Origin of the sequence: Stutzerimonas azotifigens DSM 17556, assembly GCF_000425625.1 — a bacterium.
GTDB classification, from domain to species: domain Bacteria; phylum Pseudomonadota; class Gammaproteobacteria; order Pseudomonadales; family Pseudomonadaceae; genus Stutzerimonas; species Stutzerimonas azotifigens.
The window spans coordinates 52,958-72,867 of sequence record NZ_AUDU01000017.1; the positions used below are offsets into that span (position 1 = coordinate 52,958).

Annotated in this window: 18 protein-coding genes and 1 pseudogene; 14 read left to right on the plus strand and 5 right to left on the minus strand. The window is 61.8% G+C overall.

Translation table 11 applies throughout. From position 1 onward, the window contains the following. The first annotated feature begins 13 nt into the window (after nt 1-13). From H610_RS0101125 to H610_RS0101185, 13 genes are all read left to right on the plus strand, one after another. Nucleotides 14-574: a DUF2857 domain-containing protein gene (locus tag H610_RS0101125; protein WP_003289339.1), complete on the plus strand. Its 561-nt coding sequence runs from the start codon at nt 14-16 to the stop codon at nt 572-574. 6 nt (nt 575-580) lie between these two features. Further along, a complete protein-coding gene (locus H610_RS24645; protein WP_080573135.1) occupies nt 581-1,768 on the plus strand; it encodes an STY4528 family pathogenicity island replication protein in 1,188 nt (395 codons plus the stop codon). A 167-nt stretch (nt 1,769-1,935) separates the two neighbouring features. Further along, nucleotides 1,936-2,715 carry a PFL_4669 family integrating conjugative element protein gene (locus H610_RS0101140; protein ID WP_003289341.1) on the plus strand — a complete coding sequence of 260 codons (780 nt, stop codon included), beginning with the start codon at nt 1,936-1,938 and terminating at the stop codon, nt 2,713-2,715. Next, on the plus strand, nt 2,712-3,263 hold the full coding sequence (locus H610_RS0101145) for a DUF3158 family protein (RefSeq protein WP_003289342.1): 552 nt from the start codon (nt 2,712-2,714) through the stop codon (nt 3,261-3,263). Before H610_RS0101140 ends, H610_RS0101145 begins: the two co-directional genes overlap by 4 nt. Next, nucleotides 3,260-3,655 (plus strand): single-stranded DNA-binding protein, encoded by a 396-nt coding sequence (locus H610_RS0101150; RefSeq protein ID WP_003289343.1) that lies wholly within the window; start codon nt 3,260-3,262, stop codon nt 3,653-3,655. Before H610_RS0101145 ends, H610_RS0101150 begins: the two co-directional genes overlap by 4 nt. A 245-nt stretch (nt 3,656-3,900) precedes the next feature. Continuing rightward, nucleotides 3,901-5,907 carry a DNA topoisomerase III gene (locus tag H610_RS0101155; RefSeq protein ID WP_003289344.1) on the plus strand — a complete coding sequence of 669 codons (2,007 nt, stop codon included), beginning with the start codon at nt 3,901-3,903 and terminating at the stop codon, nt 5,905-5,907. Nucleotides 5,908-6,679: 772 nt separating this feature from the next. After that, entirely contained in the window at nt 6,680-6,928 is a 249-nt protein-coding gene (locus tag H610_RS25885; RefSeq protein ID WP_080573136.1) for a hypothetical protein, read from the plus strand. A gap of 23 nt (nt 6,929-6,951) precedes the next feature. Beyond that, entirely contained in the window at nt 6,952-7,344 is a 393-nt protein-coding gene (locus H610_RS0101160; RefSeq protein ID WP_003289345.1) for a hypothetical protein, read from the plus strand. Nucleotides 7,345-7,433: 89 nt separating this feature from the next. Continuing rightward, nucleotides 7,434-8,147 (plus strand): DUF5983 family protein, encoded by a 714-nt coding sequence (locus H610_RS0101165; protein ID WP_028238009.1) that lies wholly within the window; start codon nt 7,434-7,436, stop codon nt 8,145-8,147. A 279-nt stretch (nt 8,148-8,426) separates the two neighbouring features. Then, complete coding sequence (locus H610_RS0101170; RefSeq protein ID WP_028238010.1) at nt 8,427-9,224, plus strand: hypothetical protein; 798 nt, start codon at nt 8,427-8,429, stop codon at nt 9,222-9,224. A 326-nt stretch (nt 9,225-9,550) separates the two neighbouring features. After that, nucleotides 9,551-10,177: a translesion DNA synthesis-associated protein ImuA gene (imuA, locus tag H610_RS0101175; protein WP_003289349.1), complete on the plus strand. Its 627-nt coding sequence runs from the start codon at nt 9,551-9,553 to the stop codon at nt 10,175-10,177. Nucleotides 10,178-10,184: 7 nt separating this feature from the next. Continuing rightward, a complete protein-coding gene (locus tag H610_RS0101180; protein ID WP_003289350.1) occupies nt 10,185-11,591 on the plus strand; it encodes a Y-family DNA polymerase in 1,407 nt (468 codons plus the stop codon). Further along, nucleotides 11,588-14,662, plus strand: a complete 3,075-nt coding sequence (locus H610_RS0101185) for an error-prone DNA polymerase (RefSeq protein ID WP_003289352.1) — start codon at nt 11,588-11,590, stop codon at nt 14,660-14,662. Before H610_RS0101180 ends, H610_RS0101185 begins: the two co-directional genes overlap by 4 nt. A 35-nt stretch (nt 14,663-14,697) precedes the next feature. On the opposite strand, the pseudogene tnpC reads toward H610_RS0101185, so the two are convergent. From tnpC to chrA, 5 genes and pseudogenes are all read right to left on the minus strand, one after another. After that, nucleotides 14,698-16,210, minus strand: a pseudogene (tnpC, locus tag H610_RS23010) (IS66 family transposase). Between the two features lie 63 nt (nt 16,211-16,273). Then, nucleotides 16,274-16,609, minus strand: a complete 336-nt coding sequence (tnpB, locus tag H610_RS0101195) for an IS66 family insertion sequence element accessory protein TnpB (RefSeq protein ID WP_003241496.1) — start codon at nt 16,607-16,609, stop codon at nt 16,274-16,276. After that, on the minus strand, nt 16,606-16,941 hold the full coding sequence (tnpA, locus tag H610_RS23015; RefSeq protein ID WP_043237337.1) for an IS66-like element accessory protein TnpA: 336 nt from the start codon (nt 16,939-16,941) through the stop codon (nt 16,606-16,608). The genes tnpB and tnpA overlap by 4 nt, the downstream gene beginning before the upstream one ends. A 333-nt stretch (nt 16,942-17,274) precedes the next feature. Next, the gene (locus H610_RS0101205) at nt 17,275-17,580 is read right to left on the minus strand and encodes a PadR family transcriptional regulator (protein ID WP_009405714.1); all 306 of its coding nucleotides are present in this window, start codon (nt 17,578-17,580) and stop codon (nt 17,275-17,277) included. A 10-nt stretch (nt 17,581-17,590) separates the two neighbouring features. Beyond that, nucleotides 17,591-18,796, minus strand: a complete 1,206-nt coding sequence (chrA, locus tag H610_RS0101210) for a chromate efflux transporter (protein WP_028238012.1) — start codon at nt 18,794-18,796, stop codon at nt 17,591-17,593. Nucleotides 18,797-18,877: 81 nt separating this feature from the next. Between chrA and H610_RS0101215 the strand changes: the two genes are divergently transcribed. Continuing rightward, nucleotides 18,878-19,660, plus strand: a complete 783-nt coding sequence (locus tag H610_RS0101215) for a sulfite exporter TauE/SafE family protein (protein WP_028238013.1) — start codon at nt 18,878-18,880, stop codon at nt 19,658-19,660. Nucleotides 19,661-19,910 lie beyond the last annotated feature (250 nt).

The window sequence follows — 19,910 nt, forward strand, 5'->3', positions numbered from 1 at the left end:
TCAGGAGAGAACCATGTTGGCACCCCACCCACTGAATCAAGCTGTCGTGGCTCAAGCATTGCACGACCTACGCAACGGTCAACTGCGTCGCTGCCTGGCGATGGGATTCAGTGAGCGGGAGCTGGACGTCCTGAAGCAACCGACACTGGTGAACCTCTTAGTCGATGCCAAAGTGCCCTGGTGTTCGGTGACGGTCAATCGTGAGGTGCTGTGGCGACTCCTGAGCCAGATGCACGACATCGAGCAAGAGATTGCCACGATTGATCGCATGCTGCGCTTGGGAGCCAGTACAGAAATGGTCAGCAAGTTCTATGGTTTGACCCATCAAGAGGTGGCACTGCGTCGCGACATCATCGGCTTGCCCAAACGCAAAGGCCGGCACCACGTCTTGAATGAAGACCAGGAGATGACCCTGTGGAAGCACTGGAAGTCTGCTGTTGAAGAACGAAGCATCGCACTGGACGACGACAGCGCGATGCTGGAATTGGTGATGGACCTGGCCGAAGATTTGGCGTTGCCCATATCCGTGATCTGGGCCGCGATACGGAGCTGGATCGACCAAGGTCTGGTGTAGCCAGCCATGGTGCCGCCAAACCCTCGACCTGCAAGCGCTGCCTCTCTTTCAGCCCTGCTCGACGACGCCCTGCGGCACCTGACACCACCCAAGAGTACTGTGGCTGTCAGCAGCGACGGATTTATTTATAGCGGCAACCATCATGAAAGCGTGCCACGCACACTGTTTCTCGACAAACGCCTGACACCACTGGAGCGCAACGCCTGGCAGGTTTTCCGGCTCTTGCTCAACAAGGATGGAGTGACGGCATTTCCCACCTACGATCAATTACGTCCCTACTTAGCCTCAACGCCCTGCGCGGAACAGGCCTCGCATGAAACCGTGGCACGTGCGCTAACACTGCTGCGCCTGACACGCTGGCTCAGCCTCGTGCGCCGCCGGCGCGATCCCAAGACCGGGCGCATCAAAGGCAACCTCTACGTCCTGCACGACGAACCGCTTACACCCTTTGAGGCCATGCAGCTCGACCCTGAGTACCTTGGGCTGGTCAGCCACGCACTCAATCACGCCAGCAAGGCAATCCAACGAGTGGGCTACCACGCAATACAAGAGCTTTCCGAAGACCCCATGCTCAGCGGTCGTGTATTGCCAACGCGGCTGCAGGTGCTGGCGCAGCGCATGGCCCAGGGCAGCACACCCGCATTAAATAGTTATCCACAGGAGCAGCCCAGCCACGAATCCGAAGAAGGCAGCGACGCCTTTCTTCGGAATGGTGAACCACTGCTTTCGGATTCCGAAGCAGGCTCGAAAGCCAGCAAAACCAACCCTCTTCGGATTCCGAAGCAGGACCGTACTGAAGTACTTAGTAATCGTATAAATAAAATACGTACAGTACCGCGCGCGCAAGAACTCCAGGATCTGCAACTGCCCGAGCGTTTTCTGTCGCTGAAAGAAGAACAGCAGGCCGGTGCTCTGGTGGCTCTGCAACAGGTCGAGGCCGAACAGCGGCAAGCGGTGCTCGACGAATGGGCGGCACGCTGTCGCAGCAGCGAGGTGCGCAAACCTGCAGGCTACCTGTTCGGCATCATCCAGGCGGCCATTCGAGGTGAGTTCAAGGCATGGGCTGGACAAGGACAGAGCAATACCGTCACAGCCGATCCGACACCCACAGCCAATCCTAGGCCTGCGCGCCCCGAAGTCGTCCAGGCCCACCTGGAAAGCCTGCATGCACTCTTGAACCGCAACCGATGCTGAGTGGGATACGGCTGTGGACCTCCTTAGCGCTATCCCCAAGGGATAGTTGGAACAGACTGCCTTCCCTCGCCCACAAACCGGGCTGCATGCAGCTGCGTTTTGTTGACTGATCGCCTTCCGCTCAGTGCCCATGCTGACGACTCGTCTTTCTACCGCGAGTCGCCCTCATGACCACCGACAACACCTTGCAACTGAATCTCGGATCGCTGCGCAGCGTGATGTCGCTGACGCTGCACACCCACCACGCCTCGCGCATCTGGCACGGTCGAGCGGCAAGCGACGGGAAGCCCGGCATTGTTGGCTTGAACGGCTTCATTGCCATCGCCAACAAGATCAAGCGCGGGGCCGAGCAGGACGACCCTTACTCAGACTGGTGGATGCTGAGGATTGAGGAAAAGCTGACGCAGACCAAGGACACGTTGCAGGCCCTGCGCGAACAGGTCGACCAAGCCCTGACCGACGTGCCACCTGCGCTGTCGCTGGGCGAGAACATGAATGTACAACCGGTGAAGCTACCGCTGTTCGTGAATGCCCAGCTCGGCTTCCTGGCGGTGTATCTGCTGGCCGATTACGACGATCTGGCGCGCAAGCTGATCCTCGCCCACCACACCGCATTGATTGACCGCAGTACACTCGAACGCTGGCTCAACGAAGGAGCCCACTCCTTGCGCAGTCTGTTCTCGCTGGCCCAGCAGTACCGCTTCTCGGGCTGCATCAGGGATGACTTCGCCGCCAACAACGCCGTGGCCAGAGCGGCTATCGAGAAATTTGGCGAACTGCCGCAGGACGTGCTCGAAGGCACCCGGCGCTCTCGCTATGCGCCGCCCATCATCCGGCGCTCGGCATTGGCCGCCTCTCTGGCCCCAGCGGTGGGCGACAACTTTCCGGCTGAAGGCGCTGACGACCCGGTGACGACGGCAGAAGACAGCGGGGATGCACCGGCATGACGACGACCTCGGCATCTGCGGCAGACCGCCGTTTCCACCCCCTGGAACGGACTGACTTCCAGCGCCTGGAACACGCAGCCTCTTTAAAAGGCCTTTTAAAGCCTTTTAAAGGTAAGGGGACTCTCACCGAGTGGGCCAGCCAGTGCCATGCGCTACGCGACGATCTTATCGAACTGGCGCAGCGGCGCATCCTGGCACAGGCGGACGCTTACCCCTTCCGCCTGCTACCCGTTGAACTGGCCCAGCAGACCACTGGCGCAGGCACCGTTTTCTTGCGCTGGCGCAGGCCCGACCGCTCCGCCATGGGCGTGGCATTGTGGCAAGCGCTGATCACCAGCCCCGCCACGCCCGACACGCTGATCAACGACCTCTACGCGATGGAGCTACAGCGGGTCGTCATCAACATGCAAATCAGCTTGCTGCACACCTTGGGCCGCCAGGCCCAGGAGTGCGCCAGCAAGGTAGCCCAGGCCGAATCGACTTACCTGCAGCGTGTCCGCGGAAACGCTGCGTCCACCCGCACCACATGGTCCAAGGAGTCACTATGAGCACGCACTTTGTTGGCGAAGGCAACATCGGTTCTGCGCCAGAATTCAGGGAGTTCCAGAACGGCAACGACGAGCCACGGCGGTTGTTGCGCTTGAACATCTATTTCGACAATCCGGTTCCAACCAAAGATGGCTACGAAGATCGCGGTGGATACTGGGCACCCGTGGAGCTGTGGCATCGCGAGGCTGAGCACTGGCAAACGCTGTATCAGAAAGGCATGCGCGTACTGGTGGAGGGCCGCACGGTGCGCGATGAATGGGAGGATGCCGACGAGAATGAGCGCGTGACGTTCAAGATCGAGGCCCGGCGCGTAGGTATCCTGCCGTACCGTCTTGATGCAGTAACGCTGAGCCAGAAACAAGCTAGCGAGCCAGCCCAGTCTGCGGAGTAATGCCCACAAAAGACCTCGGTGGAACTATCCCCTGGGGATAGTTCCACCGAGTTCCACTGAATTCCAGCGCCGCTGTGAACGAAGCTGCTGGTAACTGCACAACGCCAGCCTTGTTCGCACATCACTGGAAGGACGTGTACAGCCGCACAACTGGGACTCTGTTGCTGCCACGTTGTTTGCTGCGGCCCATGCGGCTGACGGGAATGCTGATGGTCATTCGGTGACCATCACACCCCGGAGGCTGTATGCGCGTGTTCCTCTGCGAGAAACCCTCACAAGGCAAAGACATTGCCCGTGTGCTGGGTGCCGGCCAACGCGGCAACGGCTGCTACAGCGGAGCGGGCACCGTCGTAACCTGGTGCATTGGTCACCTGATCGAAGCTGCCCAACCGGAGGCCTACGGTGAGCAGTACAAGCGTTGGTCGATAGAGCAGCTCCCCATCATTCCCGAGTGCTGGCGCGTCGAGCCAAAAGCCGCAACCGCCACGCAACTCAATATCGTCAAACAACTCGTCGGCCAAGCCAACGAGCTGGTGATCGCAACCGATGCGGACCGCGAAGGCGAGATGATCGCCCGCGAGATCATCGACCTGTGCGGCTACCGAGGGCCGGTCCAACGACTGTGGCTGTCGGCGCTCAACGACGCGAGTATTCACAAGGCACTGGGCGCGCTGAAGCCGGCGAGCGAGACGCTGCCGCTGTACTACTCGGCACTCGCACGCTCCAGAGCGGACTGGCTGATCGGCATAAACCTCAGCCGCCTGTTCACGCTGCTTGGGCGTCAGGCTGGCTACGACGGCGTACTATCGGTCGGCCGGGTGCAAACGCCGACGCTGGCATTGGTGGTAGCCCGCGATCGCGAGATTGCACGCTTCGTTTCGATGCCATTCTGGAACGTCGAGATCGCGCTATCCGCAGGCGGGCAATCCTTTCTCTCCAGTTGGATCGCGCCGGACAGCTGCATCGATGCCGAAGGCCGCTGCCTGCAGCAGGCAGTAGCGCAACAAGCCGCCGATCGTATGCGCATTGCCGGCAGCGCCCAGGTGGTGTCGGTCGAAACGGAGCGCGTGCGTGAAGGTCCGCCGCTGCCATTCGATCTGGGCACGCTGCAGGAGGTGTGCTCTCGGCAAATCGCTCTGGACGTGCAGGAGACGCTGGACATCGCACAGTCGTTGTACGAGACACACAAAGCAACGACCTATCCGCGCTCGGATTCAGGCTACCTGCCCGAAAGCATGTCCGCCGAGGTGCCGACAGTTCTCGCTGCGGTGCTCGCCACCGATCCCAGCCTGCGTCCGCTGCTCGACCAGCTCGACCATACTCAGCGCTCACGCGCCTGGAACGACAGCAAAGTATCGGCCCACCACGGCATCATCCCGACGCTCGAACCGGCCAACCTGTCGGCTATGAGCGACAAGGAGTTATCGGTCTACAAGCTGATCCGCGCTCACTATCTCGCACAGTTCCTGCCGCATCACGAGTTCGACCGCACGACCGCCCACTTGCTGTGCGGCGGCCAGAACCTGCACGCCATCGGCAAGCAGGTGATCATCCCCGGCTGGCACCAGGTGTTGGCCGTACCGGCAGCGGATGATGCGAACGACGAATCGACACCGCGCAGCCAGGTATTGCCAGCCTTGCGCGAAGGCGTGTCCTGCCAGGTCGGCCAGGTTGATCTGAAGGCACTTAAGACGCAGCCGCCAAAACCTTACACCCAAGGCCATCTGATCAAGGCCATGAAAGGTGTCGCCAAACTGGTCACTGATCCGCGATTGAAGCAGAAGCTAAAAGAGACCACAGGCATCGGCACCGAGGCCACACGCGCCAGCATCATCAACGGCCTGCTCGACCGCAATTACCTGGTCAAGCAAGGTCGTACCGTTCGCGCCTCCGAAGCGGCTTGTACGCTCATTGATGCGGTGCCAGAAGCCATCACCGATCCCGGTACCACCGCCGTCTGGGAACAGGCCCTGGACATGATCGAGGCCGGCGACATGACGCTGGATGACTTCGTCGAGAAGCAATCCATGTGGATCACGCAGCTCGTGCAGCAGTATCGCGGTGCCACCCTGCCCATCAAAGTCCCTGCGGGACCCGCCTGCCCGCTGTGCGGCGGTGCCACATGGCAACGTACAGGCAAGACCGGCCCCTTCTGGTCCTGCCGTAGCTATCCCAATTGCAAAGGCACCCTTCCCATCCAGAACGGCCGGAAGGCCAGCGCAAAGCGCAGCGCGACACGCAAGTCGCAATAAATCTCGAAGTAAGGTCCCAGGCCCCGTTTCCTCATCGTATCGGCCATGGTCGATACGCATACCTCGCGCCCGCGGGGAACCCAGCACACGCCATCCTTCTGCAATGTGTGCCCGTTGCCAGCATTTCGCTGGTTCAACGAGAAGGCGAACTCATCCGCAGTTCATATCTCACGGACATCCTGATCTGTCGATTTTCGTTCCGAAGGGTCCCCTGGGGTCTTGTCTCGATAGTGGGACGAGCCTCCAGGAGACCCTTCGGGTCGAACCGTATTCAGTGCCGGTGCCCGCCGGCGAAACAACGGGTTCTTTTTGTACGCAGATGCGTGCCAAAGGATTTCGACCCCAGCCACGACACGGGTCGGGTGCAATCGCTGCAACAGCAGATGGCTTTGACGACGGCCACTCACTGCATCAGTTCACAGGTGGTTTCTTCCTCGGCAGCCGAAGGCCCAAGCCTTCGGCACCTTTCTCCTTCCTGTTCGAAACAGTCGGCTCGACGAAGCCTCGACGACCCCGCAAACAAATGCACCTTGACCTTCTCCTCGCTCAATCGGGAGCAAGCTGGTTTCCCATTTCCCACTGACGCACTCCCCACGCCACTCGATGCTGCTGCGCATGTGTCGCCGACCTCGGTCATACATGCCGCAGCACGGGTCCTCGGCTGCAGCGCGGAAGCCTCCGCGTCGACCCACCAGTCCGCTTCGCACCACCGCGCGGATGAGCGCCAGCAAGGCGTCGGTGCCTTGTTCCATTCCAGTCAGGAGACTCCTCCATGTTCCATGCACCTTCCGCGTCACTCAACGCCGCCCAAGCCCGAGCCGAGTCCATTGGTTATCTGGCTCTTACCTACGCAGGGAAGCGCCTACCTCTACAGGTACGCCACAGCGCCGCCGGCTACTTCATCGGAACCACCGAAGAAGGAGGCCCAGCCTCGCGCGAGTCCATTGAGTACTTCCGTTCGTACCAGGCAGCCGATCAAGCTCTAACCATTGGATGCTGGCAACAACGCCTCCATCCTTGAATTCCGTCCATCGGAAGAACGTCATGAACCAGTCTTTACCCCAAGACGTACTAGAACAGATCGCGCAGGAGATCCTGCACTTCGACAATGCGCCAGCAGCATTCTTGGAAGTCTGGAAACGGGGCATCCAAATTGCCGGCGTCGAATGGTTTGGCGATGGCACCCACGGAGGGCTGCAGCAAGCCACAAGCAAGTGGGAGCTACGGCCGAATGTGTCTAGGATCAACGACGCCCTGGGCGTTCTGAGCAGCGGCCAGCGGATGTTCCTTGCCGCTATGGTCAGCTTTTACAACGCTGATGAAGGCGGCGCGATGCTCAACCGCTGCCAGTTCGAGGGGCTTGCCGATCTCGGCAGTCTTGACTTGGAACGCCGCAAGGTCATCGCCGACTTGCTACTTCACTACCACGGCTGGTGAGACGGCCACCTCCGCCACTCTTCCCACAATCCCCGAGGGACATGCTGTCCCTCGGGGGCATGTCCCTTCTTTTCAACAGGAGCGTCAACATGCCCAGCCATCCCAATCCCTTCCTCCGCGGTTACCAGAATCTGCGCATCAGTCGCAGCCTATTCATCACCTACGAAAGCGACTGCCCTCCGGCCTGGCGTCCACTACATCCTAGCCAGGCACATCTGTCAGACGATCAGGTCGCACGTTTCCCCTGCATCTTCAACGACGACTTCACGCTGATCACCGAAGGTCAGGAAATACCTGACGACCTGGGGGCTCGGTGCCAGAGCGAAGGGCTGGTCCGGGCCGTTGTCTATGCCGTCCACGGCGACGACTTTGGCCAACCTGTCCATATCGGTGATACCTACTCCGAAGAGGCCGCGCGTGAAGTCGTGCAGCGGTTTCGCTTCGAGACCGGTCACTACAGTCGCTGCTGGGAGATCAGTACCGCGCATATCACGCAGGATGCGAATCGCTACCTGGAAGGTCTGGCAGACATCACCACGCCAACTGGACTCCTGTTTGTCGCCTTTCGCATACCATGCAGCCACGCAATTGGCGTAAAGCTGATCGCCACGCCTTGGACGAACACCAACCTGGAATACGTCGAAGGCATTTCCACCGAGCAGCTGTGGCAGGAACACCTGAGCAAGGGCGTGCCGGAGTCCCTCGTCGAGGTTCTGTACCTTGCTGCGCTAGCCGATGTGCGATTGCTCGTGTTCGATGCCGACGCACCGGAGCTGGATGGACTGAAACTCTACGGCGAATAGCCCTTTCGAGCCCCACGCGGGGCTCTTCTTCTTTTTGGAACACGGTAGTGGCGCGTTACCGATTCCCGGACGACTGACACCGAAGCGTACTCCACGCTGGCCTCATGTTCGCTGGCGTTGCCGGCAACATCCCAGGCAGTCGAGACCTTCAAGGCTGCGGGTGCGGTTCATCGCACTGGTTTCTCTGTCGCTCCGGTGCATATCGCGCCATCCACCCAACCCAAAAGGGACATCTTCCCTTGCGGGCAGGAGTCCCTTGTTTTCACCAAGGAGTCTCCAATGGATACCCAAGCCATCCGCGCACAAATGCCCGTTCTGGTCGCCGGCCATGTTCCCCGCAATATCCGCAGGTTCAAATTCAGCATCTTCGACGGGCAACCCAAGGTTTCGGTGTTGGGTTTCCACATCGATCCCAAACCCTTCGAGGGCAAGGTAATCGCCGACACCGGCGAGGCCATCGTTGTAAAAACCGGTCGTGCCGAATTTGCCGTGCTTGATCGCGAGTTGGTGACCGAAGTGCCTGATGAGGGCACCAAGGTGCAGATCCAGCCATATGCCCGACGCCGTTTCGACGGCCTGCGCGCAGACACACCGGAGGAACGCACCGAGCACGCTGCAGACGGCACGCCCTTTACGGTGCAAACGCACATCCTCGGTTCGGCACCAGCCAAGCTACCGCTTCCGCAGCCACGCTGCCCAGAGTTGCAGGAACTCATCAACCAGCTTGAACAGTTGCTCGCTCCCGACGGGTTCCGTCACATAACCCATCTGCTGGTGGATGCCGGAGCACGGGACTTCTCCGTCGTCGATCCACTACCCGACGACATCATCAAAACGCCTCCGGCAATCAGCTTCACCGTTGCGACAGTCAAGTTCCAAGGTCGGGTCACCGTGCTGTATGACCGTTCCGATGATCTCTATGTGATCGAGCTGAAACGCGACGGGGTACTCGTCGAACGTATCGATCAAGTGTTCTTCGACTCGCTCGGGGAAATGCTGGAGCATCTGATCGACGATGGTAGTTGGCGGCACATCCGCGTGCAGTGTCTGTCGGCAAGTAAGCCAAGTCGGCACTGACTGCCCCGCTTCGAAGACGATCTGGAGTTGTCCGCCACCGCCACACACCTGTTCCTCACGCCAGCACCAGATGGCAACTGTCCTCCCCCAAAGCCCCCGTACGCGGGGGCTTCTTCTTTTCGCAACGCCCTTTTGCGCATTTCCCGTCTCCAGGCCGACGCTGGCTGACGCTGGCCTGCCTCAGGAGACGTCCACATACGCGACCCATTCAAGATCGGATACCCAAGCGGGCGACCCGCTGATCGCAAGCACACATGATTCGGCTTGACCGAACACAGAGCCGAACCGGATACTGTTCATCCATACAGCTAAATAAGAATCTTCCTATGTCTGCCGTGGTCGCTCTCGACCGCCTGCTCGATTCGCGGCATGTCTGGCGCGGCCAGGCAATCAGCTCCCCCTCTTCTACCCAATCGACCGGGCACACCGAATTGGACTCAGCCTTGCCGGGTGGCGGTTGGCCGGGCTCGGCGCTGAGCGAGATTCTTGTTGCCACCAGCGGCATTGGTGAGCTGCGCCTGCTGTGGCCGACGCTGGCACGCTTGACCTCAGCCGGTGAACGGGTGGTGCTGGTAGGGACTCCCCATATCCCCTGCCCTCAGGCGTGGCTCGCTGCTGGCGTCGACCTGCGCCAGTTGATGATCGTCCGGGCGACGGGTCGTGATGCGCTGTGGGCCACCGAGCAATGCCTGCGTTCCGGCAGTTGTGGTGCGGTGGTGTGCTGGCCAATGCAGGCGGACGACCGTGCTCTGCGTCGCCTGCAGGTGGCTGCCGAAACGGGGAAAACGCTGGCCTTTGCCTACCGCCCTCTGGACGAGGCCGTGAACGCCTCACCCGCAGCCTTGCGCCTGACCCTCGATGCCCGCGAGCTGCGCATTCTTAAGTGCCGTGGCGGCCTGGCTCCGGCACGGCCCATCGCAACACCCGCGCTTGTAGCCGGCGGCGGGCATTGAGGTGGCAATGCTCTGGGCCTGCATCCTGTTCCCGCAACTGGCCATGGATGGTGTACTGCGTCACCGTGCCGATGCCGATTCACCACTGGCATTGCTCGCCGGACCTGCGCAGCGGCGCGTACTGCAGGCAGTCAATCCAGCGGCGCGGGCGATCGGGCTCCGCCCCGGCCAGTCCCTGATCGCCGCCCAAGCCTTGAGCCAGGACTTCGCTACTGCAGACTACAATCCGGTTGAAATCGAGCACTGGCAGCAGTTGCTCGCCGCCTGTGCCTACGGTTTCAGCTCTCAAGTCAGCCTGCACTACCCGCGCTGTTTGCTGATGGAGGTGCACTCATGCCTCAGCCTGTTCGGCCCTTGGCCGCGTTTTGAGGCACGACTGCGCGAGGAGCTCAGCGCACTGGGCTTTCGCCATCGCATTACCGTCGCGCCCAATCCCGCCGCTGCGCGGATACTGGCCAACGTTCATAATGGCCTGGTAATCACCGATGCTGACGCACTGCGCCAGGCCCTTGATCGGCTGCCCGTGCAACATCTGGGATTTTCCCGCGAGGCAGCCACGGCCTTTTCTCGCATGGGTTTGCGCAATCTGGCGCGAATACTCGCTCAGCCCCGCGACAGCCTGAGTCGGCGATTCCCCGCCGAGGTCCTGGTGCAGCTGGATCGTCTGCTCGGCATCCGCCCGCTGGCCCTGGACTTCCACCGCCCGCCCGATGTGTTCGAGCAGCGCATCGAGCTGAACTTTGATGTCAAATCGCATCAGGCGCTGCTGTTTCCCCTGCGTCGGCTGACGGCGGACCTCGCCGCTTACCTGGCCGGACGCGACAGCGGCGTGCAGCGCTTTGTCCTGCATCTGGAGCATCGCGCCATGGCCGACAGCCAGGTGCAGGTCGGGCTCTTGAGAGCCGAGCGAGACGCCAGCATGCTCTTTGAATTGACGCGTGACCGCCTCGAACAGCTGCAGCTACCCGCCCCAGTGCTGGCCGTGCGCCTGGCCGCCCGCGATCTGCCGCGTTTTGCCCCTGAACGCCGCCAGCTGTTCGATGAACGTCCGCAGCAGTCCCTGCCCTGGGAGCAACTGCGTGAACGCCTGCGCGCACGCCTGGGTGATGAGGCCGTACATGGCCTTAGTGCCTGTGCCGATCACCGGCCCGAGCGTGCCTGGTCCACTCAATCGTCCATCCCGCAACCGATCTCGCCGCTTCGTCCCGGCTGGCTATTGGCGCAGCCTCAACCACTGCGCGAGGCCTCCCTGCACATCCTTGCCGGCCCCGAACGCATCGAATCCGGCTGGTGGGATGGCGACGATGTCCGCCGCGACTACTACGTTATCCAGACGCGCAGCGGCCAGCGCGGCTGGGCCTTTCGCGAGCTCGGCAGCCAAGGCCCTCTGATGCTGCACGGCTGGTTCGCATGACGGGCTATGCCGAGCTGCACTGCCTGTCGAACTTCAGCTTCCAGCGCGGAGCCTCCAGCGCAAAGGAGCTGTTCGAGCGCGCCGCGCGCCTGGGCTATCGCGCCTTGGCCATCACCGATGAGTGCACCCTGGCCGGCACCGTGCGCGCCTGGCAGGCCTCGAAGGACGCCGGCATGCCGCTCATCGTCGGTAGCGAGATGCGTGTCGAGGATGGGCCCAAGCTGGTCCTTCTGGCTGAAGCCCGCACTGGCTACCAGGCACTCTCCCAGCTGATCACCCTGGCCCGGCGTCGGACCGATAAAGGCTGCTATCGACTGCTGGTCGAGGATTTTCCAGCTTCGACCGAAGGCCTGCTGGCGATCTGGCTGGCGGACGATGACGCCCAGCACGCCCCCTGGCTACAGAAGCTATTTGCCGGGCGCTTGTGGCTTGGCATCGAGCTGCACCGAGGTACCGATGACGCCGGCAAGTTGCGCAAGCAGCTCCAGTTGGCCCAAGCCTGCGACCTGCCAGCCTTAGCCTGCGGTGGTGTGCACATGCATGCCCGTGGACGGCGCGCCCTGCAGGACTGTATGACCGCCATCCGCCACCACCTGCCGGTGGCCGAGGCCGGTGCATACCTATTTCCCAACGGCGAACGCCACCTGCGCCGGCACGAGGAGTTGGCGGAGCTCTACCCGCCCCGGCTGCTTGCGGAAACCCTGCGCATTGCCGAGCGCTGCACCTTTGATCTGGGTCAGCTGCGCTACCAGTACCCGCATGAAGTGGTGCCGGCAGGCCATAGCGCCACATCCTGGCTGCGCCGACTGGTCGAGGACGGTGCGCGCTGGCGTTGGCCGGACGGCGTACCCGTCAGTGCCCGGAGTCTGATCGAGCATGAGCTGAGCCTGATCGCCGAGCTGCAATACGAAAGCTACTTTCTGACCGTGCATGACATCGTGCGCTGGGCGCGCGAGCAGCACATTCTGTGTCAGGGGCGCGGCTCGGCGGCCAACTCCACGGTGTGTTTTGCCTTAAGCATTACAGAGCTGGACCCGACTCGGACAGGCACGCGGATGCTGTTCGAGCGCTTTCTGTCCCGCGAGCGCAACGAGCCACCCGATATCGATGTAGATTTCGAGCACGAACGCCGTGAAGAAGTCATCCAGTACATCTTTCGCCGCTATGGGCGCGAGCGCGCCGCCCTCACCGCTGTGGTCTGCAGCTACCACGCAGCCGGCGCCGTGCGCGATGTGGCCAAAGCCCTCGGCCTGCCACCCGACCAGGTCACTGCGCTGGCCGACTGCTGCGGGCGCTGGAGTGACAAGCCGCCCAGCGCCGAGCGTCTGGCCGAAGCCGGTTTCGACCCGAACAACCCACTATTGCGGCGCGTCTTGGTGCTGACGGGCGAACTGATCGGCTTTCCTCGTCACCTGTCACAGCATCCGGGCGGCTTCGTTATCTCCGAGCAGCCTCTGAGCATGCTGGTCCCGGTGGAAAACGCCGCCATGGCCGGGCGCACCGTGATCCAGTGGGACAAGGATGACCTCGACCTGCTGGGTCTGATGAAGGTCGACGTACTCTCTTTGGGGATGCTCAGCGCGCTGCACCGCTGTTTCGATCTGATCGAGCGTTATCGCGGCACCCGCTGGACCCTGGCGAGCCTGCCAGCGGAGGACCCGGCTACTTACGCCATGATCAGCCGTGCCGACACCATCGGCGTGTTCCAGATCGAGTCGCGGGCACAGATGGTCATGCTCCCCCGCCTGCGCCCGAAAACCTTCTACGACCTCGTGATCCAGGTGGCCATCATTCGCCCTGGGCCGATTCAGGGTGACATGGTCCATCCCTACCTGCGCCGTCGCAACGGCACAGAGCCGGTGAACTACCCCTCCGAAGAGCTTGTGCCCGTGTTCGAGCGCACCTTGGGCGTGCCGCTGTTTCAGGAACAGGTCATGGAACTGGCCATCATCGCCGCCGAGTACACACCCGGCGAAGCGGACGAGCTGCGGCGCAGTATGGCCGCCTGGAAGCGCCACGGTGGCCTGGAACATCACCGCCAGCGGCTGACTACGCGCATGCTGGAAAAGGGCTATGAGCCCGCCTTTATCGAGCGCATCTTCGAGCAGATCAAGGGCTTTGGCAGTTACGGCTTTCCCGAGTCACATGCGGCCAGCTTCGCCCTGCTCACCTACGCCAGTTCCTGGCTCAAGTGCCACGAGCCGGCGGCCTTCGCCTGCGCGCTGATCAACAGCTGGCCGATGGGTTTCTACAGTCCCGACCAAGTGCTGCAGGATGTCCGTCGCCATGACATCGAGGTACGTCCAGTGGACGTCCGTTACAGCGACTGGGATTGCAGCCTGGAGCCTGGCGGCGCAGTGCAACCGGCGATCCGTATGGGATTGCGGATGATTCGCGGGATGCGTGAAGGCGATGCGAGGCGTATCGAAACGGCTCGCCGGCAGCGGACCTTTGTGCATGTCGAAGACCTGATCCTCCGCGCCGAACTGGACGCACGAGCCCGGGAGCGGTTGGCCGACGCCGGCGCCCTGCAGGGGCTTGCTGGCAATCGCCATCAGGCACGCTGGACGGTGGCCGGTATCGAGCCACAACTGCCGCTGTTTGCAGGCCAAGCCCCGATACAGGAGGCACCGCCCGCCTTGCCAGCCCCCTCGTTTGGTGAGGAACTGCACACCGATTACGCCACCCTCGGCACCACCCTGGGGCCGCATCCATTGACCCTGCTGCGCGAGCAACTGAGCACCCTGCGCTGCCGCAGCTCACGGCAGCTGCTCCATATCGAGCCGGATCGCCTGGTCAGCGTTGCCGGCCTGGTAGTGGGTCGCCAACGCCCACAGACCGCCAGCGGAGTGACCTTCGTAACGCTTGAAGATGAGTTCGGGATGATCAACGTGGTGGTCTGGCGCGACGTGGCCGAACGGCAGCGGCAGGTATTCCTGCAGTCTCAGTTGCTGCGCATTGATGGCCATCTGGAAATTGCCGATGGCATACGCCACGTGATTGCCGGGCGGCTCACAGATCTCTCTGCGCTGTTGGCTGGCCTGGATGTGCGCAGTCGGGATTTTCAATAAACAGTGGAGGACACAAGTGCGTAAGCGAACGGGCATCACACCTTGTCGGCGGATACCCAGTTGTGCGGCAGCAGCTCGGCCAGGGCGCTGGCCTTCTGCGTCGGCAGGCGCATGAGCACATCCTTCAGGTAGGCGTACGGATCGTGTCCGTTCAGGCGGGCTGATTGGATCAGCGTCATCAAGGCTGCGCCACGCTGGCCACTGCGTAGCGAGCCGGCAAACAGCCAGTTGGCGCGCCCCAGGGCCCAGGGGCGGATCTGATTCTCGATCCAGTTGTTGTCGATGGGCAGGTTGCCGTCATCCAGGTAGCGCACCAACGCTGCCCAGCGCTTGAGGCTGTAGTCGAGTGCCTTGGCGATCGCGCTGCCTTCCGGCACCTTCTGCCGCTGCCCAAGCATCCAGCTATGCAGGCCATCGATGATCGGCCTGGCTTTGTCCTGGCGCAGTTGCCGTCGCTGTGCGGCGAGCAGCTCTCGCCCTTCGCGCTCCACCTCGTACAGCTGACCGATGTACTGGAGGGCCTGCTCGGCCAGTTGACTCTGGTTGGCGGCATGCAGGTCGAAGAACTTGCGCCGTGCATGGGCCATGCAGCCGATCTCGGTCACGCCTTGCTCGAAGCTGGCCTTGTAGCCGGCGAAGTCGTCGCAGACCAGTTTGCCTTGCCAGTCACCCAGGAAGCTGCGCGCGTGCTCGCCGGCCCGGCTCGGCCTGAAGTCGTAGACCACGGCCTTGAGGTCGGCGAAGGGGCTGGGTGCATAAGCCCAGACGTAAGCCCGCTGGGTCTTCTTTGTGCCCGGGGCAAGCATCTGCACTGGGGTTTCGTCGGCGAGGATGACGTCCTGCTGAAGCAGGCAGTCGCGCAGGGCATCGACCAGGGGTTGCAGCTGGACACCGCAAGCGCCGACCCATTGCGCAAGCGTGGAACGCGCAATGGCCAGCCCGGCGCGGGTGAAGATCTTTTCCTGGCGGTACAGCGGCAGGTGATCGGCGAACTTGGCCACCATGACCTGAGCCAGTAGCCCGGCAGTCGGGATGCCCTTGTCGATCACCTGCGCCGGCACTGGGGCCTGGATCAGCGTTTCACACTGGGCGCAGACCCACTTGCCACGGATATGCCGCTCGACGGTGAAGGTGCCCGGGGTGTAGTCGAGCTTCTCGCTGACGTCTTCACCGATGCGCTTGAGCTGACAGCCGCAGGCACACTGGGTGCTGTCCGGCTCGTGGAGTATCAGCGTGCGCGGCAGTTCGGCCGGCAGCGGCGCTCGCTTGGGCTGCTGCCGTGGCTCGCGCTTGGCGGGCTCTGGTCGGGCCGTTTCAAGCTCTGCCTCGATGGCGGGCGATGTCGGCCTCGATCATCTCGTCCAGCAGATTGAGCTGGTCGGCATTGAGCTGCTCGCTGCGGCGGGCGAAGCGGTGGCGCCGCAGCACGGCGAGTTCGTGGTTCAACCGCTGGTTGAGCGTTTCCAGGTGATCGACGCGCTGACTCAACTGCGCGGCCAGTTGGCGCAGTTGCTCGGGTGTCAGGTGATCGAAAGCGGCAGGATTCATGGCGCCGAGTGTGCGGATTGTCGGCCCCCTCGGCGATAGGCCATTGGCCTAATTGCACCCCGGCTACAGGAGCCTGATCTCGGCATCCGGCCCAAGACGCTGCCAAGGCAGGCCGACCACCAGGGCCTGCAACTGCTCGGGGCTGAGTTCCAACTGCTGTCCCTGCCAATTACCCGACCAGACGAAGCGCCCTCGATTGAGCCTGCGAGCAGCCAGCCAGATGCCGAAGCCATCGTGCACCAGCACCTTCATCCGGTTGGCGCGCTTGTTGGTGAACAGGTAGGCGCAGTGCGGCTGCGCCGCACCGAACACTTGAACCACCCGGGCCAACGCGGTTTCGGTGCCGGCGCGCATGTCCAGCGGCTCGGTGGCGAGCCAGATGCGCTCGATACGGATCACTTCAGCAGCTCGCGCAGGAAGCGGGCGCAGCCTTCAGGGTCGTTGCCCGGCCACTGCACCGACAGCTTGCCGGCCCGATGGGGAATGGCGATCTGGATGGCCATGTCGGCCGCACTCGGGGTAGCCGGCAGGCTCGGGACGAGAGGAATCGGAATAAAACCTGAAGCCACAGCGGGCAGCTGTACCTGCTGGCGGCGAATCCACTTATGCACGAGATTGGCGTTGAGGCCGTGGCTCAAGGCCACGCCGGCAACCGAGGCGCCGGGCTGGGTGCACTCATCGACGACCTGGGCCTTGAAAGATTTGGGATAGGAGCGGCGTTGGCCTGGCACGGGAGATCCTCTGCAGGGGGGCTTGAAATGGTGTCCACCAAAAACAGGTGGACACCATGCCGCTAGCTGGAAGAACCGGGGAGGTGTGTTGGCCAGACGCTTACACAAGTGCTACCCCTGCCCTACATACTCCCATACGGACAATCACAAGGCGGTAAGTCCACCAGAGATCGACAAGCAATAGGAAGCGTCGGGATAGCTTGAGGGCACGAGCCTGCCGGTGATGAGGGGCAGAGATCGGCCAAAAGCGGACGTAGTTAATAGGCCATTGCTTTCGGTGAGTGCGCGATCATTAAAGCAAGTAGCTGGCCGCAGGCACTCCGGATAAGGTCATCAGCGTCCTTCGATTAACTCGCCGAACAACTCCCTGACCTTGACTTTGGCATCCGCCAACGCGACTCGGCCTTCATCGGTAATCTCGTACATGCGTCGCTCACGACGCCCGGTACGCTCATGGTGCGAGCGCAGATAACCTTTCTTTTCCAGCCCGTGCAGCATCGGATACAGCGTGCCCGCGCTGAGCTCATAGCCGTGATGTCGCAACTCCTCGATGATGGCCAGCCCGAAGATGGGGGCCTCGGCGGCGTGGTGCAGGATGTGCAGGCGGATCAACCCGCCGTAGAGGTCTTTGTCGGTCATTCGCCGCCTCTCACAGGGCAATGCTCAACAGCCCGCCCAGGACACCGCTGCCGAGCACGACCAGCCACGGCGGCAGCTTCCAGAACATCAACGCCACCAGTGCCACAAGGGCCAGGCCAAAGTCTTGCGGGCCATGAATAGCACTCGTCCACACTGGCTGGTAGAGAGCAGCCAGCAGCAGGCCGACCACTGCCGCATTGATGCCCAGCAGTGCTGCCTGCGTGCGCAGGTTACGGCGCAGGTGTTCCCAGAACGGCAAGGCACCCACCACCAGCAGGAAAGAGGGTGCAAAGATCGCCAGCAGGCAGATCAGGCCGCCAAGCCAACCGGTGGGTGCTTGGTTCATCGAGGCGCCGAGAAAGGCTGCGAAGGTGAACAGCGGCCCCGGCACGGCCTGCGCCGCGCCATAGCCCGCAAGGAATGCGTCGTTGTCGACCCAGCCTGTTGGTACGACCTCAGCTTGCAACAGCGGCAGCACTACATGTCCACCACCGAATACCAGCGAGCCGGCGCGGTAGAAGGCATCCACCATCGCCAATGTCTGGTTCGGGAACACCGCTGTCAGCAACGGCAGCCCCAGCAGAAGAGCAAAGAACAGCGCCAGCCAGAACAGGCCAACGCGACGACGCACACTGATCGGCAGTGGATCATGGGCCTCGCCTTGCTGCGGTTTGAACAGCAGCAAGCCGACGATGGCTGCAAGGATGATGACACTCACTTGCCCCCAGGCAGAGGGTACGAGCAGCACGAAGCAGGTCGCCGCCGCCATGATGGAAATACGCGGCGCATCGGGACACAGATTGCGCGCCATGCCCCAGACCGCCTGGGCAACTACCGCCACGGCCACCACCTTCAAACCGTGCAGCACGCCAGCAGGCATGGCATCACCATAACTGGCGATGCCGAGTGCGAAGAGGATCAGGGCAATTGCGGAGGGCAAGGTGAAGCCCATCCACGCGGCTAGCGCTCCAGCGTAGCCGGATCGAGACAACCCGAGCGCAATCCCGACCTGGCTACTGGCTGGCCCCGGTAAGAACTGGCAAAGGGCGACAAGATCCGCATAGCTGCGCTCGCTCAACCATTGTCGACGTACCACGAACTCATCGCGGAAATAGCCCAGGTGTGCGATTGGGCCGCCGAAGGAGGTGAGCCCCAAGCGGAGGAAGATCAAAAAAACAGCCCAAGGGCTACGGTCAGTCTTAGTGATTTCAGTCATGGTCATTACTTGATCTGTGACAGGGCTGGTCAATTATAGTCGATATACAATAGCGTAATTCGATAATTTAAGGTGCCTAGCATGGAGCTCATCCTGATTGGAATCGTGGCTCTCCTCACATCTGGGCTGACTTTGTTCTCCGGCTTCGGCCTAGGCACGATCCTGATGCCAGTGTTCGCCTTATTCTTCCCACTGCCGCTCGCTATCGCGGCAACTGCTGTGGTGCATTTCGCCAACAATATTTTCAAGTTCTCGCTGATGGCCCGGCAGGCAGATTGGTCGGTCGTGGCGAAATTCAGCATGCCGGCTGCCTTCACGGCAATCCTGGGGGCAGGCTCCCTGACGTTCTTCGACCAACTGCCGCCCCTCTGGCACTACAGCATCGCAGGCTCAGATTTCGAAATCACTGCGGTGAAAGTGGTGATCGGCAGTTTGATCGTGCTGTTCGCATTGCTTGAACTGTCCCCTCGTTTTCAATCGCTGGCTTTTTCATCACGCTGGCTCCCTGTTGGCGGGGCGCTCTCCGGCTTCTTCGGGGGGCTTTCAGGCAACCAGGGCGCATTGCGTTCTGCGTTTCTGCTGAAAGTGGGTCTGTCTAAAGAGGCATTTGTGGCAACGGGTGTAGTCTCGGCGGTAATCGTCGATGCCGTCCGCCTCGTGGTCTACGGCGGCGCTATCCTTACCAGTCAATTCTCACAAGCACAGACACTCGCACTGCCCATTACAGTTGGGACTATCTGCGCGTTCATCGGTGCTTTTGTAGGTAAGCGCATCTTGCAGAAAATCACGCTTCGCACGGTACAACTTATCGTCGCAATAGCCATGCTAGGCATAGGCACGAGCCTCGCTCTAGGGCTGCTCTAGGACAAACATCGCGAGCCAAACGCCGAAGTTTGAACGCTTGCTGGAGTCACCTCCCCCCCCTGACTATCAAGAGAGCGCCCCATGGTAGCCAAACTGACAAGACGGATCGTGCAAGCGCGCAGCTCGCCCTTGAGACTGGCTGCCCTCGTGGATAAGGTTTTGGTTCCTGAGCAAGTGAAATACCCCCTGTTCTCTAGCCATGTCCGGGTGTCCGCTTCTGACACGCTCCCACTCATTGTCAGAGGTGGAA

Excerpts from the sequence above, each read along its gene's own strand:
- H610_RS0101125 (WP_003289339.1), top strand. The coding sequence starts at position 14 with ATGTTGGCACCCCACCCACTGAATCAAGCTGTCGTGGCTCAAGCATTG.
- H610_RS24645 (WP_080573135.1), top strand. The coding sequence starts at position 581 with ATGGTGCCGCCAAACCCTCGACCTGCAAGCGCTGCCTCTCTTTCAGCC.
- H610_RS0101140 (WP_003289341.1), top strand. The coding sequence starts at position 1,936 with ATGACCACCGACAACACCTTGCAACTGAATCTCGGATCGCTGCGCAGC.
- H610_RS0101145 (WP_003289342.1), top strand. The coding sequence starts at position 2,712 with ATGACGACGACCTCGGCATCTGCGGCAGACCGCCGTTTCCACCCCCTG.
- H610_RS0101150 (WP_003289343.1), top strand. The coding sequence starts at position 3,260 with ATGAGCACGCACTTTGTTGGCGAAGGCAACATCGGTTCTGCGCCAGAA.
- H610_RS0101155 (WP_003289344.1), top strand. The coding sequence starts at position 3,901 with ATGCGCGTGTTCCTCTGCGAGAAACCCTCACAAGGCAAAGACATTGCC.
- H610_RS25885 (WP_080573136.1), top strand. The coding sequence starts at position 6,680 with ATGTTCCATGCACCTTCCGCGTCACTCAACGCCGCCCAAGCCCGAGCC.
- H610_RS0101160 (WP_003289345.1), top strand. The coding sequence starts at position 6,952 with ATGAACCAGTCTTTACCCCAAGACGTACTAGAACAGATCGCGCAGGAG.
- H610_RS0101165 (WP_028238009.1), top strand. The coding sequence starts at position 7,434 with ATGCCCAGCCATCCCAATCCCTTCCTCCGCGGTTACCAGAATCTGCGC.
- H610_RS0101170 (WP_028238010.1), top strand. The coding sequence starts at position 8,427 with ATGGATACCCAAGCCATCCGCGCACAAATGCCCGTTCTGGTCGCCGGC.
- imuA (WP_003289349.1), top strand. The coding sequence starts at position 9,551 with ATGTCTGCCGTGGTCGCTCTCGACCGCCTGCTCGATTCGCGGCATGTC.
- H610_RS0101180 (WP_003289350.1), top strand. The coding sequence starts at position 10,185 with ATGCTCTGGGCCTGCATCCTGTTCCCGCAACTGGCCATGGATGGTGTA.
- H610_RS0101185 (WP_003289352.1), top strand. The coding sequence starts at position 11,588 with ATGACGGGCTATGCCGAGCTGCACTGCCTGTCGAACTTCAGCTTCCAG.
- H610_RS0101205 (WP_009405714.1), bottom strand. The coding sequence starts at position 17,580 with ATGACCGACAAAGACCTCTACGGCGGGTTGATCCGCCTGCACATCCTG.
- chrA (WP_028238012.1), bottom strand. The coding sequence starts at position 18,796 with ATGACTGAAATCACTAAGACTGACCGTAGCCCTTGGGCTGTTTTTTTG.
- H610_RS0101215 (WP_028238013.1), top strand. The coding sequence starts at position 18,878 with ATGGAGCTCATCCTGATTGGAATCGTGGCTCTCCTCACATCTGGGCTG.